Below are 15,728 nucleotides of genomic sequence, written 5' to 3'. Positions count from 1 at the left end.
TCGCGACGGGCCAGCCCCGGCTCGTCGCCGGCATCGGCCGCGGCACCGCAACCGCCCGCACCGCACACGACTGGCGCACCGCCCTCGCCCGCCGGCTGCCCGACTACATGATCCCCGCCGTCTTCCTCGACCTCGACGCCCTGCCGCTCAACCGCAGCGGCAAACTGGACCGGCCCGAACTCCTGCGCCTGGCCCAGGAGTCGACCTCCGACCAGGTCAACACGGCCAGCCCGCGCGATCACGTCGAACACGGCCTGTACCGAATATGGCAGCGCATCCTGCTCCACCCCGACATCGGCGTCAGCGACAACTTCTTCGAGATCGGCGGCACTTCACTGTCGGCCATCAAGATGGCCCACGCCGTCACCGAGACCTTCGGCTGCCGGCTCCCCGTGGGCGAGGTCATGACGCGCCCCACCATCGAGGCCCTGGCCGCGCTGCTCCGCGAGGACGGCACCGCCCGCGCCCCCGGCAGCCTCATCGAGTTCCGCCCCGGCACCGGCCCGCGCGTGGTCTGCGTCCACCCCGCCGGCGGCACCGCCTTCTGCTACCTGCCCCTGGCCACCCTCCTGCCCGAAAGCGTCGGGCTCTACGGCATCCAGTCCCCGGGAGTCAACCCCGGCGAGGACCTCCTGCCCAGCGTGGAGGCCATGGCCGAGGCATACCTGCGCCTCCTGGAACCGCTCGGCAAGCACCCGCTCGTCCTGACCGGCCTGTCCTACGGCGGCCTCGTCGCCCACGAGATGGGACGCCTCCTGGCCGCCGCCGGACACCGCGCGGTCAGTGTCGTCCTCCTGGACACCCAGGCCACCGACGACGCGTCCGCCCGCGCGGAGATCGGCGCCGTCGACGCGATCGAGTTCCGCGACAAACTCGTGAGGTTCAACGGGATGTACCCCGGCATCGACGACGCCCAGGTCGACCGCTACTTCCACCTCTACAACCACAACCGGCTCACCGCCCGCGAACACCTTCCGGCAGCCTCCCCGGCTCGTCTGGTCCTGGCCCAGGCCGTGCCGGACGGCACCGACACCCCTTTCCACGCCGAGGTCCGTGTCTTCTGGCGGCGGCGCGCCGAGGGCGCGTTCCGGGTGGAGACGCTGGAGTGCGACCACTGGGAGATCCTGGAGGGTGCGGGAGCGGCCCGGGTCGGCACCCTGCTCGGCGCCGAACTGGCTCACCACACCGCCCAGTTGGCCCTGCCGATACGGGAGGCGTGATGGACCTCCGACCAGCCCGCAGCGTCTACCCGGCACCGCTCGACACGACCCCCGCACGCTCCGCCTCCCTCGCCGAGACCGTCCTCGCCCAGGCCCGCCGTACCCCCGCCGCCACCGCCGTCGAGGCCGGCGACCGGCTCCTCGACTACACGGAACTCGAACGGCTCAGCGGCCGGATCGCCACGCGGCTGCGCGCTGCCGGAGTACGCCCCGGGCACGCCGTCGCCGTACACCTGCCGCGCTCCTGGCAGTTGGTCTGCGTCATGCTCGGCATCCGCCGCGCCGGAGCCACCGTCGTCCCGCTCGACCGCCTCAGCCCGCCCGACCGACAGCGCCACATCCTCGACGACTCGGGCGCCGTCGCCGTCGTCGTCCACGGAGACGGTCCCCAACTGTCCGCTCACATTCCGGTGTTGGACGCGGGCCTGCTCCTGAGCGGTGACGGCTCCGGCCTGCCCGCCGTGTCCGCGGGACACCCCGGCGACACCGCCACGGGCTTCGTCTTCTACACCTCCGGCTCCACGGGACACCCCAAGGGCGTGGAGGTCACCGACGAGGGAGTGCTGCGACTGGCGCGGCCCGGGTACCTCGACCTGCCGCCCGGCGCCCGCCTCGCCTGTCTGGCCAACCCCGCGTTCGACGCGCTGAGTTTCGAGGTGTGGGTCCCGCTGCTCACCGGCGGCGTCTGTGTCGTGCTCGAAGACAGCCAGGTGCACAGCGCGCCCGGACTCGCGAGGGCCCTCGACGAGCGCCGCGTCGACACACTGTTCATCACGACGGCACTCTTCAACGCGGTCGTCGAGCAGGTCCCCGACTGCTTCGCCACCCTGGGACAGGTCCTCGTCGGCGGCGAACAGCTCAACGCCCGTATCGTCCGCCGCTGGTACGAGACCAACCCCGGGGCCCGCACCGTCCTGCACAACGTGTACGGGCCGACCGAGGCGACCACCTTCGCCCTCTGCCACCCCATCCCACGCGACTTCGCCGGCGACACGATCCCCATCGGCACCCCGCTCCCCGGCACCGGCGTACACCTGCGCACCGAGGACGACCGCACCGCCGAACCGGGTGAGGTGGCCGAACTCCTGCTCTCCGGCCCGGCGTTGGCCCGCGGCTACCGCAACCTCCCGGAGCGGACCGCCCACAGCTTCGTACGACTCCCGAACGAGCGCGCAGGGCAAGGGCGTTGGTACCGCACCGGCGACCTCGTACGCCAGGACACCGAGGGCCGCATCACCTACGTCGGCCGGGCCGACCGCCAGGTCAAGGTGCGCGGTTTCCGGATCGAACCAGGCGAGGTGGAGCGGCAGATCCTGTCCCAGCCGGCCGTCCGCCAGGCCTATGTGTGCACCCGCCGCGACGCCGAGGACCGCAACGAACTGCTCGCCTTCCTCGTCCTGGGCGACGACCTCTCCTACGACACCTACGACCGCCACCTCGCCGCGACCCTGCCCTCGTACATGCGCCCCCACCACACCCACCTCGTCGCCGAACTGCCGCGCAACGCCAACGGGAAGGTCGACCGGGAGGCGCTGCTGCGCGGTGCCCGCAGCCCGTGGCGCGGCACACCCGAAGGCGACGGCGCGCCGCCAGTCAGCGCCGGGCAGCGGCGGGTGCTTGAGGTCGCCGAGGACATCCTCGCCGTCAACGGGCTGCGGCCCGGGGACCGTTGGGCGGCCAGCGGCGGCGACTCGCTGAAGGCGCTGCGCTTCCGCTTCGAGATCCTCGACCGCTATGCCGTCGACCTTCCGCACGACCTGGTCCTGCGGGCCGACTTCGCCGCCCTCGCGGACGCCGTCGACGCCGCCGACACGGCCGTAGGAGAACACCCACCCGTACCCGCCCCCGTCGGCGAAACGACCGCACCGGCCACCAGTGAGCAGGAACGGCTGTGGCTCCTGCACCAGCGGGAGCCCGAAGACCGGTCCTACGACGTGCCGTTGGCCTTCCGGGTCCGGGGCCGGGTCGACACGGTGGCGCTGCACCGCGCGGTGCGCGCCCTGGTGGAACGGCATGTCGCCCTGCGCACCCGGCTGGTGCCCACCCCGGACGGGCTGCTCCAGCGGACCGGCGATCCCTACGACCCGTGGCAACGCCTCGAAGCCCACCCCGGAGAGAAGTGGCAGGACACCGCCGACCGGTTCTTCGACCACCGCTTCGACCTCACCGACACTCGGATGCTGCGGGCGGCCTGGGTGCCACAGGCCGACGGCGGACTGCTCCTGCTGCACCTGCACCATGTCGCCGTGGACGGCTGGTCGCTCAACCTCCTCCTGGGCGACCTCACCGACGCCTGCACCACCGACGGCACCCGGCCGCCCTCCGCCCTCACACCCCTCGACCTCGCCCACTGGCAGCGCACCTGGCACACCAGTCCCGCCTACGCGAACCGGCGCGCACGGCTGCGCACCCACTACGGCCGCGACGGCGAACCGTCACCCGCCCAGCCGCTCCCCGACACGCCACGGGCTCGCCTGCTGCGCATCACGCTCGACGTCGTCCGCCGCAGCGCACTGGACCGCCGCGCCGCACAACTCGGCCTGACCCGCTTCCAGTTGCTGGTGTCCGCGTTCGCCGCGAGCGTCTACGGCGTCACCGGACAGGGCCGCCCGCTGATCGCCACGCCGGTGGCGAACCGTCCCCGGCCCGAATTCGCCGACACGGTCGGCATGTTCGCCAACACCGTGCTCCTCGACCTGCCGATGGAGCCGCACCGCTCGCTGGACGTCCAGCTCTCGTCCCACGCCGACGCGGTGCGTGCCGTCCTGCGCGATCAGGAGGTCGCCCTCGCCGACGTCCTCGCGGACCGCGCCTTCGGCGAGCGAACCCCCTTGTTCGACTACCTGTTCGTGCTGGAGAACACCGACTTCTCCGCGCTGCGACTGGACGGCTGCGACGTACGGCCGATGTGGCCCGAGCCGCTCGGCGCCAAATGCGCCCTCACGCTGTCGGTGGTGGAGCACGAGAGCGGCTTCGACTGTCTGTGGGAGTACCGCGACGACCTCGGCACCGAACGGGCCCAGGCAGCGGCCCGCCTCTTCCGCCAGGCCCTCGACCACCTGACCGGCAACACCGACGCCACCCTGCACGAACTGGTCGCCGACTACCGCCGCACCCTGCCCGACCACGGCCAAGGCCCCACGCGGGCAACGGACTTCGCCACCGTCGCCGAGGGCTTCGCCCGGCAAGTGGACCGCACCCCGGACGAACCAGCCGTCACCACAGGCGAGTTGTCCCTCAGCTACACCGAACTCGACACCCAGGCAGCCCACTTGGCGACCGTCCTGGCCGCCCGACTCCCCGCCGATCCCGCCACCCCGGCGGCCGTGGCGCTCCATCTCCGGCCCTCCGTCGAACACATCGTGGCCCTCCTGGCGGCGGCCCGCCTCAACCTCACCGTCGTACCGCTCGACCCCGCCTATCCACCGCCCCTGCTGCGCCACGTGCTCGACCGGGCCGACCCGTTGTGCGTGCTCGTGGCACCGGAGGACGAGGACACCCTCGCCGCGATCGCGCCGGCATCCCTGCCGCGGCACGTCCTGACCCTCGCGGACACCGCCACCGCCGCCGGGCCCGAAACTCCCGCCCATCAAGGAGCGCGTCCGCTCTACACCCTGTTCACGTCCGGCTCCACCGGCGCCCCCAAGGGCGTCCAGGTCTCCGACCGGACCCTGTGCAACCTGCTGACCTGGCAGCAAACCGACGGCGGCCTGCGCGGACCCGCCGTCACCCAGCAGTTCTCCATGCTGTCCTTCGACGTCTCCTTCCAGGAGATCTTCACCACCCTGTGCTCCGGTGGTCTGCTGCGCCTGATCGAACCCGCCTGGCGGCACGATGTCCCGTCCCTGCTGCGGGAGTTGGAGACCGGGGGAGCGGAACGGATCTTCCTGCCCTACGTCGCCCTGCAACTGCTCGCCGAACACGGCGTGCGCACCGGGCAGTTCCCGTCCCGGCTGCGCGAAGTCGTCACCGCCGGGGAGCAGTTGGTGTGCACGGACGCGATCCGACGCTGGTTCGCCGGACTGCCGGACGCCCGCCTGTTCAACCACTACGGCCCCACCGAAACCCATGTCGTCAGCGCCCTCTGCCTCGACGGCGATCCCGCCGCCTGGCCGCTGCGCCCCGCGATCGGACGGCCGGTGGCCAACGCCGTCCTGCGGGTCGTCGACGAGGGCGGCCACCCCGTCCCGCCTGGCGTCACCGGCGAGTTGCTGATCGGCGGCCTCATGGCCAACCGCTGCTACCTCGGCGACGACACACCGCACCACGACCGCTTCACCGACGACCCCGACCTCGGCACCCTCTACCGCACCGGCGACCTCGCACGCTTCGACACGGACGGCCTGCTGCACTATGCCGGCCGCGACGACAGTCAGGTCAAACTCGGCGGACACCGGCTGGAGTTGGGCCAGGTGGAGGCCGCGCTGCTGCAGTTTCCCGGCATCACCCACGCGGTCGCGGCCGTGGCGGACGGCCTGCTGGTGGCCTGTCTGCAGTGCCGGGGCGGCGACCCCGACCCGAAGGACCTCGCCGACCATCTGTCCGGGCTGCTGCCTGCCTATGTGCGCGTCAGCCGGTTCCGCCGTCTGACGGAACTGCCGCGCACCCCGAGCGGCAAACTGGACCGCCGGGCGGCACTCACCGCCCAGGGCCGCGAACTTCGCCCGGCGGGCGCGACCGTCCAGACCCTGTCACCTCTCGAAGCACGGCTGGCCGCCCTGTTCGAGACGGTGACAGGCAAGGCGATCGGTGTGGAGCAGCGGTTCTTCGACGCCGGCGCCACCAGCCTGGACCTGATGCGTTTCCAGCTCCGCTGCGCGGGCGAGGACCAACTCGCTTTCGGCGTACCGGAGTTGTTCGAGCACGTCAGCCTGCGAGCGCTGGCCCGCCTCGTCGAGGGACGCGCGTCGGAGACTACGGATTCGATGCCCCTTGACGCGCCGCGACCCGTGGGCGAACCCATCGCCGTGATCGGGATGGCCGTACGACTGCCGGGCGCCCCCGACCTGGCCGCCTTCTGGGATCTGGTGGTCTCCGGCCGCCGGGGCATCGAGCACTTCCCGACGACCGACGGCCGGGTCGGCGCCCGCAGCCAGCTCGCCGGGCCGCTCGCCTTCGACCCGGGCCGCTTCACCATCAGCCCGCACGAGGCCCGGCTGATGGACCCCCAGCAACGACACCTCCTGATGAACTGCGTCGAGGCACTCGCCCACGCAGGCATCGCGGACCCGGCGGCCCACCGGGTGGGACTCCTGGCCGCCTGCGGCGAGAACACCTACTTCCAGCGCATGCTGCGCGAGGCCGAACCGGCCCAACTCCCCGACACCTTCCGGCTCGCGCTGCACCACGAGAAGGACTTCCTGGCCACCAAAGCCGCCTACCACCTCGGACTGACCGGGCCCGCCTTCACCGTGCAGTCCGCGTGCTCCAGCTCGCTCGTCGGCGTACACGTGGCCGCCGGACTGCTCCGGCAGGGCGACGCGGACGTGATGCTCGTCGGCGGTGTCCTCGTCGACACCGACCTGACCGACGGCTACACCTACCGGCCGCAGCACATCTTCTCGCCCGACGGCCACTGCCGACCCTTCAGTGAGGACGCCGCCGGCACCGTCGGGGGCAGCGGCACCACCGTCGTCGTCCTCAAGACGCTCGCCGCCGCCCGCCGGGACGGCGACACCGTCTACGCCGTCGTCACCGGCTCCGGCATCAACAACGACGGTTCGGACAAGCTCAGTTACAGCGCCCCCGCCCTGGCCGGACAACGCGCCGCGATCCGCACCGCCCTGCACCGCAGCGGCCGTAGCGGCACCGACCTCGGCTACGTCGAGGCGCACGGGACCGGTACCCGGCTCGGGGACCCGGTGGAGACGGCCGCGCTGCGGCAGGCGTACGGGCTCGCGGACGACGCGCGCGTGGCGCTGTCCTCCGTGAAGAGCCAGATCGGGCACCTGGGCGCCGCCGCGGGCGTCGTCGGACTGGTGCGGGCCGTGCTCGCCGTGCACCACGGGATCATCCCGCCGACGGCGGACTTCGACCGGCTCAACCCCGAGATCGAGGACGGGCCGTTCCGGATACCGGTCACCGCCGAACCCTGGCCGTCCGACACTCCGCGAGTGGCCGCCGTCAGCAGCTTCGGCATCGGCGGGACCAACGCCCATCTGCTGCTGGAACGAAGGGAGTTGCCCGATCCCGATCCCGATCCCGATGCCGATCCCGGTCCTGTTTCTGTTCCGTCCGAGCGTGTGCCGTGCCTGGTGCTGTCCGGCAGCTCCGCGTCCGCCGTACGCGCGGACGGACGCCGTATCGCCGCCTACCTGAGAGCGCACCCCGACACCTATCCACAGGTGTTGCGCCACCTCCAGGCCGGACGGCCCGCCCTCGGCCACCGGGCGGCGGCCGTCTGCCCTGACATCACCTCCGCCGCCGCGTGGCTCGACGCGCTCGGCGAGGTGGAGGAGATTACCGAGCCGCACGCACAGACCGGGCTACCGGTGGGGGATCGGGACCCCCAAGTCCTCGCCGAGGCATGGGCGGCCGGACACACGCTCGTATGGCCCGAGGGCTCCGCACCCGCACCCTGGGACTTCCCACCGCCCGCCTTCGACACCGCGGAGTACGACTTTCGGCGCGCGCCCAGAACCGACGAGACCGAGAGCGAGCCCGAGCCCGAGCCCGAGACCGAGACCGAGACCAGACCCGAGCCCGAGTCCGCGCGGTCGACCGCGACCGGTTCGTCCGAGTCCGTGCGGTTGGCCGGGACCGATGAGTCCGACTCCGCGTGGTCGGTCGGCCCGCGGCGGCTGCCCGCCGGTCAGTGGCTGCACCAGCCGCTGTGGACACGTCTGCGCCGCGCCCGCACCGGCGCCCACCAGCCACGGCGGACCGCCGTCGTGGTCACCGCACCGGACGCGGACGGCAGAGCGTGGCGGTTCCTGGAACGGCACTACGTCCGAGTGGTGACCGTGCGCGCGGGGCAGGGACTCACCCGGCTGGACGAGGACCGTTACGAGGCCAATCCCTCCGATACCGAACAGCTCGGCGTCGTGCTGGCGGAGGTCGCCCAGCACCCCGGCCCCGGCGTCGACTGGCTGCACACCCTGCCCCTGGCCCTCGACGGCAGCCTCGACGACCGCGCGCTGGAGACGGCCCAGTGGGCCTGCCTCGACACCGTCGCGGCGCTCGCCCGCGCCCTCGCCCAGGTCCCGGACGCCGAACGGCCCCGCGCCTGGCTGCTGTCCCACGGGGCGCAGCCGGTCACCGGCCCCGTCCGTACCCCGGAGGCGGGCCTGCTCGCCGCCGCCCTCGAAGTGCCCCGGCAGGAACTGGGCGTGACCCTGCGCTGGACCGACCTGCCCGGACCGCGCCCGGCCGAGTGGGCGGCCCAGCTGCCGGACCTGCTCCTGGACGACACGATCACCGAACTGTCGACCGGACTGCGCGACGGCTTCTGGTGGCAGCGCAGGCTCCAGCCGGTCCACGCCCCCGAGTCCCCAACGGCCGCTGTCCGTACGGCCGCACCCGGAACCCACCTGGTGCTCGGCGGCACCGGCGGCATCGGCACCACCCTGGCCGCCCGTCTCCTGGAACACCCCGGCAACCGTGTGGTCCTGGTCGCCCGGGGGACCGGGACACCGCCCGCGCTACGGGACCATCGGGACCGCGTCACGCTGGTCCCGGCCGACCTCGCCACCGACGACTTGGGGGCGGTCGCGCACCGGCTGGCCCCGCACCTCGACGGCCTCGCCGGTGTCGTCCACGCCGCGGGCACCGCCGCCGGCGGACTCCTCGTCCGCCGAGACCCCGCCACCGCCCGCCGTGCTACGGCCGCCAAACTGCGCGGCGCCCTGCTCGTCGAGCGGATCATCGCGGAGCACGACCCCGACTACGCGGCCTACTGCTCGTCAATGGCCGCCAGGTTCGGGGGAGTTGGGCAGTTCGACTACGCGGCGGCCAACGCCTGCCTGGATGCCTACGCCCACCACACGCCCCCCGGCGCCGACGACGCCACCGTCCGCATGACCATCGGCTGGGACGCCTGGCGGGACGTAGGTATGGCACAACACGCCCTGACCACCGACGCCCGCCACCAGGAACACCTGAGGGTGGCACTCACCCCCGAGGACGGTGCGGAGGTCTTCGAGCGGGCCCTGCACCTGCAGTTGCCGCACCTGATGGTCAACACCACGCCCCATGCGGAAGCTCACTATTTCTACGAACACGAGCACGAGCCCGTCGCCGATTCCAGGCCGGCGCACTCCGCGCAACCCGCACCCGTCGACCCCGCCACCGACCTCGCCGAGATCCTGCGCGACCTCCTCGGCGTGGACACCGTCGACCCCCAGGCGGCGCTGTACGACCTGGGCGCCGACTCGCTCACCCTGCTGGAACTCATCGACGAGGTGAAACGCCGCCACGGCACCGACATCGACCTGTCCCGGCTCAGCCACCGGGTGAGCCTCGCCGAGATCCTCGGTCATCTCGACGCCGGCACCCGCGCGTCCGCCTCCGTCGCCGTCGAGGTGTGGCAACGGGGTTCGGGCCCGGACGTGTTGTGCCTGGTCCATCCGGTCGGCGGCGACATCCAGGCCTACCGCCCGTTGGTCGCGGCGCTCCCCGCCGGGCCGACTGTCTGTCTGATCGCCGACCCGAAACTGCGTGACCCCGGACTGCCCGCCCGGTCGATCGCCGACCGGGCCGCGCATTACCTGGAGGCCGTCCGGGCCGCCTTCCCGGACCCCAACTACCGCCTGCGCCTTGCGGGTTGGTCGTTCGGCGCCTGGACCGCCCTGTCCATGGCGGCACTCGCCGAGGCCGACGGCCGGCCCGTCGACGGCGTCCACCTCCTCGACCCACCGCCACCCGGCGCCGGCCAACGCCTCGCCGCCTACGACGAACAGCAGGTGGACGCCGTGTTCGCCCGCGAGCTCAGCGGCAACGGCGGCGGACCGCTGTCGGACTCCGGCCGCGCCTACGCCGAACGCCTCGCGCACTGCTGCCGCACCAACCTCGCGGCCATGGCCGAACACCGGCTGCCACGGCTGGACCGGACACCCGCCGAGGTATGGCTCGCCGAACGCCCCGTGGAGGAAGGGCTGTTGGCCCCGGAACCGACCGCGCCCGGCGCATGGGACGCCCACCTGCCCGACCCCTACCGCCTCCACCACCTCGACGCCACCCACTACGAACTCGTCGCGGAACCCCACGTACAGGCGATCGCCACCGCACTCGCGGCACCGCCACCCGCACCGCGCACCGCCCTGCCCCATTCCGCCGGACGATCCTGAGGAGGCCACCGTGCGGCACCCCTACACCCGTCTGCCCGAGCGGTCCTTCTGGCGCACCGCGGTCGCCGAACCCGACGCGCTCGACATCACCGACCTGTGGACGCCGAAGTTCACCATCGGCCAGGACGACCCCGTCGTCACCGCCGGATCCTGCTTCGCCGCCCACATCGGACGGGCCCTCCTGGAGGAGGGCATGCACTGGTACGACGCCGAACCGCCGCCGCCGGGCCTCACCCGCGCCGAGCGGTCGGCCCGCGGCTACCGCCGCTTCTCCTTCCGGACCGGCAACATCTACACCGCCGCCGCCCTGCGCCAGTGGGTCGCCTGGGCGCTCGACGAGGAGAAACTGCCCGAGGAGGTCTGGGCGGAGGACGGCGCGTTCCACGACCCCTACCGGACCGCCGTCGAACCGGACGGCTTCGCCTCGCCCACCGACCTGCTGCGCTCGCGCGAAACCACCCTCGCCGCCGTCCGCACCGCCCTCACCAAGGCCGACGTCCTCGTCTTCACCCTCGGTCTCACCGAGGCCTGGCACGACACCCGCACCGGCACGGTGCTGCCGATGTGCCCCGGAACCGTACGCGGCACCTTCGACCCCGCCCGGCACGTCCTGCGCAACCACACGGTGGCCCAGGTGCACCACGACCTGAAGTCCCTGCTCGCCCTGGCCCGCACCGTCAACTCCCGGCTGCGCATGGTCCTCACCGTCTCCCCGGTCCCCCTGACGGCCACCGCCACCGGCCGCCACGCCCTCGTCGCCACCACCCACTCCAAGTCCGTCCTGCGCGCGGCGGCCGGCCAACTCGCCGACGAGAGCGACGACGTCGACTACTTCCCGTCGTACGAGATCGTCACCGGCTTCCCCTATCGGGCGGCCTTCTTCGAACCCAACCTCCGCACGGTGACCCCCGACGGGGTGGCCTTCGTGATGCGGCACTTCTTCGAGGCCGTCCAGGGCCGGACCACGCCCAACATGCCCATCACCCCCACTACTGCCGTCGACGGCGGAGAGGACAACTGGTGTGACGACGCAGTGCTCGACTACTACAACCCCCGCCCGCTTCCTTCTGCTGGGTGACTCCCATGCAGGTTGTGTCGGCCGCGCCGCCCAGGCGGCCGACCTGCCCTTCGTCGGCGGACCGGTCGGCTCCGGGCGCGACTTCCTCGGCCCGTTCTTCGACACCGACACCGACACCGACGTCGGCGACCTCACCTTCCGGGAGGCCGGGACACAGCGGCTGTACCGCGAGTTCCTCGACACCCTCGACGTGACCGCGCTCGCCGGACTGCGGGTGCCGCTGGTGTGCACCTTCGGCCTGAGCGCCCACACCGTGGCCACCCGGCAGAACTGGGACCTCTACCGCGACCCGCACGGCACGGTCCCGGAACTCTTCCTGCGCAGCGGCCTCTTCGCCGACCTTGTCCGTGCGACGGCCCGGGGCGCGCTCGCCTTCTACGACCACGCCGCCGCCCTGGGACTGCGCGTACTGGCACCCCTGCCGCCCCAGCGCGTCCCCGGCATGTCCGACCCGGACGTCTTCTTCGCCGCGCAGCACATCCTCGCCGACGAACTCACCGCCCGGGGCGCCGAGTTGGTCGACCTGCGCGGCCGGGTCACCGATGACACAGGGTTGCAGCGCGCCGCCTTCTGCCAGCCGGACGACACGATCCACGGCAACCTCGCCTTCGGCCGCCTAGTCGTGTCCGAACTCCTCGACCGAGGCCTGTGAGCCTTCCCCCTTCCCCCCATCCACCATCCCCCTTCCTCACCCCCCACCCGACACCAAGGAGGTTCCTCATGGAGGACTACGCGCTCAAGGCCGTCGAGCGGCTCACCACTCGCCCCGCCGAGCCCTACGACACCCTGTCCGTCACCCCGATCACCCCGCTGCTGGGCGCGGAGGTCACCGGCCTCGATCTGTCCCGGGAGCTGACGCCCCAGCAGGAGAAGGAACTCAAGCACGCGTTCCAGACCCACCACGTCCTGGTCTTCCGCGACCAGGACATCAGCCCCGAGGAGCACAAGCGGTTCGCGGGCGTCTTCGGTGAACTGCACCCCGTCGCCCTCGCGCCCGAGGGATCGGACCCGTACATCCTGGAGATCAAGGCGACCAAGGAGTCCCGGGCGGTGGCCGGCAACGGCTGGCACGCCGACGGCACCGCCGACCCCGAACCCTCCCTCGGATCACTGCTCTACATCACGACCATCCCCGAGGGCGGCAGCGGCGGCGACACCGTCTTCGCCAACATGCACCTCGCCTACGAACTGCTCTCACCGGCGATGCGCGGCTTCCTCGAAGGCCTCACCGCCCTCCACGACGGTGCGCTGCCCTGGACCGCCGCAGGACAGACCCCGCCGCCCGAGTACGAGGTACCGCGCACCGAGCAGCCGGTCGTGGTCCGGCACCCGGAGACCGACCGCAAGCTGCTGTTCGTCAACGCCCCCTACACCTCCCACATCACCCAGCTGTCCCGCGCAGAGAGCGACGCCCTGCTCGACCTCCTGTACGCGCACATAGCCCGCACCCCGCTGCTGCACTGCCGGGTCCGCTGGCAGGAGCGCACCCTCGTCCTCTGGGACAACCGCAGCGTCCAGCACCACGCCGTCTGGGACTACTTCCCGCACACCCGGGAGGGCCGCCGCGTGGCCGTCAACGGCAGCTCCTTGCAGGCCTGAGCCATGCCCACGACCGGTATCTCTCCCACGGTGGCCCCGGCCTGGCTGCGGCACGTCGCTGCGGGCCTCCACGAGCAGTTGCCGACGGACGTCCGGGACGACTGGACGGCCCGTCTGTACGACCTTGTCGACGAAGTGCCGGACACGGGAGGCCTGTTCGCCGTCCATGTCTGGCATGCCGAGACGATCCTGCCGCTCCTCGCGGAGGCCGCGCAGGACGGGGATGTCCCGCTGTTCGCGGCCCCGAGACACCTGCATCGTGCGGCGGCGCGCGGCAGGACGTCGGACCAGGACACCTGGAGAACAGCGCTCACCCCGATGCTCCTGCACCTCTACGACGCTGCCTACGACCGGACCGGCGCGTACACCGAGGCCCACACGGGCGCCCGTGACTACGCGCTGGCCAACGGCTTCTCCGCGACCGAGGCCGACGGATACGGCCACGAGTACGCACAGTTGAGCAGCGACGCGAACGCGCGGGCCTGCGCCGAGGCCCACGCGCAGGCACTCGGTCCCGCCCTGGCACGGGCGTACGCGACCGACGGGTGCGAGGCCTTCGCCGACACGTTTCCCGCCGCCCAACTCCGGGCCGTCGTCCGCGTCACCACAGGGCGGGGCGACCCGTTCCCCGCCACACGCCTGGCCGAGGGGCTCATCTCGGCTCTGGAATCAGGGCAGTTGAGCGACCGAGGCCGGTGATCGCGGAAAGTGCCGATTCGCCTGCAAGGTCGGCTCCAGCTGGGAAACTGATGGGACGCCAGGAACTGCGCCGAGCGGACAGCGGATACGGCCGACACGGGGGCGCCACGACGGGAAGAGGCCAGACCTCATGACACAGCTTCGGATCGGTGTGATGTACAACCGCGACTGGGCCCCGGAGGAGTTGCCCGGATTCGCGCGGAAGGTCGAGGCCCTGGGAGTGGACGATCTCTGGGTGGTCGAGGATCTGGGGTGGAACGCAGGGATATCGGCCGCCTCCATCGCGCTGGGAGCGACACGACGGCTGCGGGTGGGTATCGGGATCATGCCGGCCCCGTTGCGCAGTCCGGCACTGCTGGCGATGGAGGTGGCGACGGTGGCGCGGGTGTTCCCTGGCCGGCTTGTGGCCGGCATAGGGCACGGGGTGACCGAATGGATGGCCGACGTCGGCGCGGTCGCGGGGTCACCGCTCGCTCTGTTGGAGGAGACGATCCGCTCCGTGCGCGCCCTGCTCCGCGGGCAGCGCGTCGACATGGAAGGACAGGAAGTGCGGCTGTCCGGCGTCCAGTTGGTTCATCCGCCGACGCAGCCGCCGCCAGTGGTCGCGGGTGTGGTGCGACCCCGCTCGCTGGAGCTGTCCGGGCGGGTCGCGGACGGGACGGTGATCGCCGAGGGGCACGGGCCGTCCGATGTCAGGAGCGCTCGGGCGTTGGTCGAAAAGGGTGGCGCTTCCGCGGACCACACCATGACGGTGTTCGCCTTCTGTTGCGTGGGCGACAGCGCTGATCAGGTGAAGTATGAGCTCCAGCCGCATGTCGACGGGCACGGCGCCTGGCTCGGTCGGCCGCCGGAGCAGGTGTACACCGTCTCCGGCACGGCGGAGCAGGCCGCCGAACGGGTCCGCGAGCTGGAAGCGGCCGGAGCGGCCACGGTGGTGCTGCGAATGATCGGCCCTGAGCCGGTGGAACGACTGAGCGACCTGTTGAAAGCCCTTGGCCGCGACGTCTCCGAGGCCTCTGCCTGAGCGTGCGGGTCCTCGACCTACCCCACAACCCCGGCACTTCAGGAGCGGGCCGCCACGATCGCCCGTCCCGGACAGCACATGAGATGCCCGCAAGCCGCAGCTTTCGACGAGCGTCGAATTCGTTGAGACGGTCATGCCTCCTCACGAACGATGTCCGGGACAGCGGGTCGACCTCCTGCTGCGGCACACCATGGGGGTAGTGGGCTTATGGCAATGCGGAACGGGACGAGACGAGGTCTGGTAACAGTCCTCGCGGTGGGTCTCTTCATGCTTGCGTCGGCGACCGGAGTGGCCGTGGGCGCGAGTGGACCCGCCCGGACGGACTTCTCCGCACAGGCGAAGGACCTGGGGCTGACCACCTCGCAGGCACACGAACTCCAGGAGCGCGTGGACACCTACGTGTCCACGACGGGCGGCACACAGGTGTCCGTGAACAAGATCCTCCTCGGCGACCGCGGTGAGATCCTGCTGGCCCTGCCCGGTGAGAAGACGGGTGTCAGAGCGAACGCGCCCAGGAAACCGCAGGTCGAACTCTGCCCCGACAACACCATGTGCGCATGGAAAAACACCTGGTACACGGGCGACAAGATCAGCATGTGGGCCTGTTACAACTACCGCATTCCATGGCTGGAAAACGGGTCGTGGATCAACAACCAGTCCAAGGGCACTGTCGCGAACTTCCTGGACGACGACGGCATCTCGCAGTGGCACGACGCGGGTGCTTTCTCACAGGACCCGGACGCTCCCTGGTACTGGGTCCACTGGATAAAGAACTGCTGACAGGTCTCAGCCGACAGGAAATCCCTCCTCGTGAAAGGCAGATC

Annotated in this window: 8 protein-coding genes; all 8 read left to right on the top strand. The window is 71.7% G+C overall.

Annotated elements, in window-relative coordinates; all coding sequences use genetic code 11:
* The coding region (locus tag R6V09_RS09525; protein ID WP_317880916.1) for an alpha/beta fold hydrolase at positions 1-1,220 on the top strand (1,220 nt) is incomplete at its 5' end.
* Positions 1,220-10,504 (top strand): non-ribosomal peptide synthetase, encoded by a 9,285-nt coding sequence (locus R6V09_RS09520; RefSeq protein ID WP_317880915.1) that lies wholly within the window; start codon positions 1,220-1,222, stop codon positions 10,502-10,504. The genes R6V09_RS09525 and R6V09_RS09520, both read left to right, overlap by 1 nt.
* A 10-nt stretch (positions 10,505-10,514) precedes the next feature.
* Positions 10,515-11,582, top strand: a complete 1,068-nt coding sequence (locus tag R6V09_RS09515) for a GSCFA domain-containing protein (protein WP_317880914.1) — start codon at positions 10,515-10,517, stop codon at positions 11,580-11,582.
* The gene (locus tag R6V09_RS09510; RefSeq protein ID WP_317880913.1) at positions 11,527-12,234 is read left to right on the top strand and encodes a hypothetical protein; all 708 of its coding nucleotides are present in this window, start codon (positions 11,527-11,529) and stop codon (positions 12,232-12,234) included. Before R6V09_RS09515 ends, R6V09_RS09510 begins: the two co-directional genes overlap by 56 nt.
* A 68-nt stretch (positions 12,235-12,302) precedes the next feature.
* Positions 12,303-13,181, top strand: a complete 879-nt coding sequence (locus R6V09_RS09505) for a TauD/TfdA dioxygenase family protein (protein ID WP_317880912.1) — start codon at positions 12,303-12,305, stop codon at positions 13,179-13,181.
* A 3-nt stretch (positions 13,182-13,184) separates the two neighbouring features.
* On the top strand, positions 13,185-13,880 hold the full coding sequence (locus tag R6V09_RS09500) for a hypothetical protein (RefSeq protein ID WP_317880911.1): 696 nt from the start codon (positions 13,185-13,187) through the stop codon (positions 13,878-13,880).
* A 130-nt stretch (positions 13,881-14,010) separates the two neighbouring features.
* Positions 14,011-14,904, top strand: a complete 894-nt coding sequence (locus R6V09_RS09495; RefSeq protein ID WP_317880910.1) for an LLM class flavin-dependent oxidoreductase — start codon at positions 14,011-14,013, stop codon at positions 14,902-14,904.
* A 255-nt stretch (positions 14,905-15,159) separates the two neighbouring features.
* On the top strand, positions 15,160-15,684 hold the full coding sequence (locus tag R6V09_RS09490; RefSeq protein WP_317880909.1) for a hypothetical protein: 525 nt from the start codon (positions 15,160-15,162) through the stop codon (positions 15,682-15,684).
* Positions 15,685-15,728: the final 44 nt, after the last annotated feature.

The sequence above is a fragment of the Streptomyces sp. W16 genome, from assembly GCF_033194735.1.
Taxonomy (GTDB): Bacteria; Actinomycetota; Actinomycetes; order Streptomycetales; family Streptomycetaceae; genus Streptomyces.
This window is presented reverse-complemented; position numbering and strand designations above follow the sequence as displayed.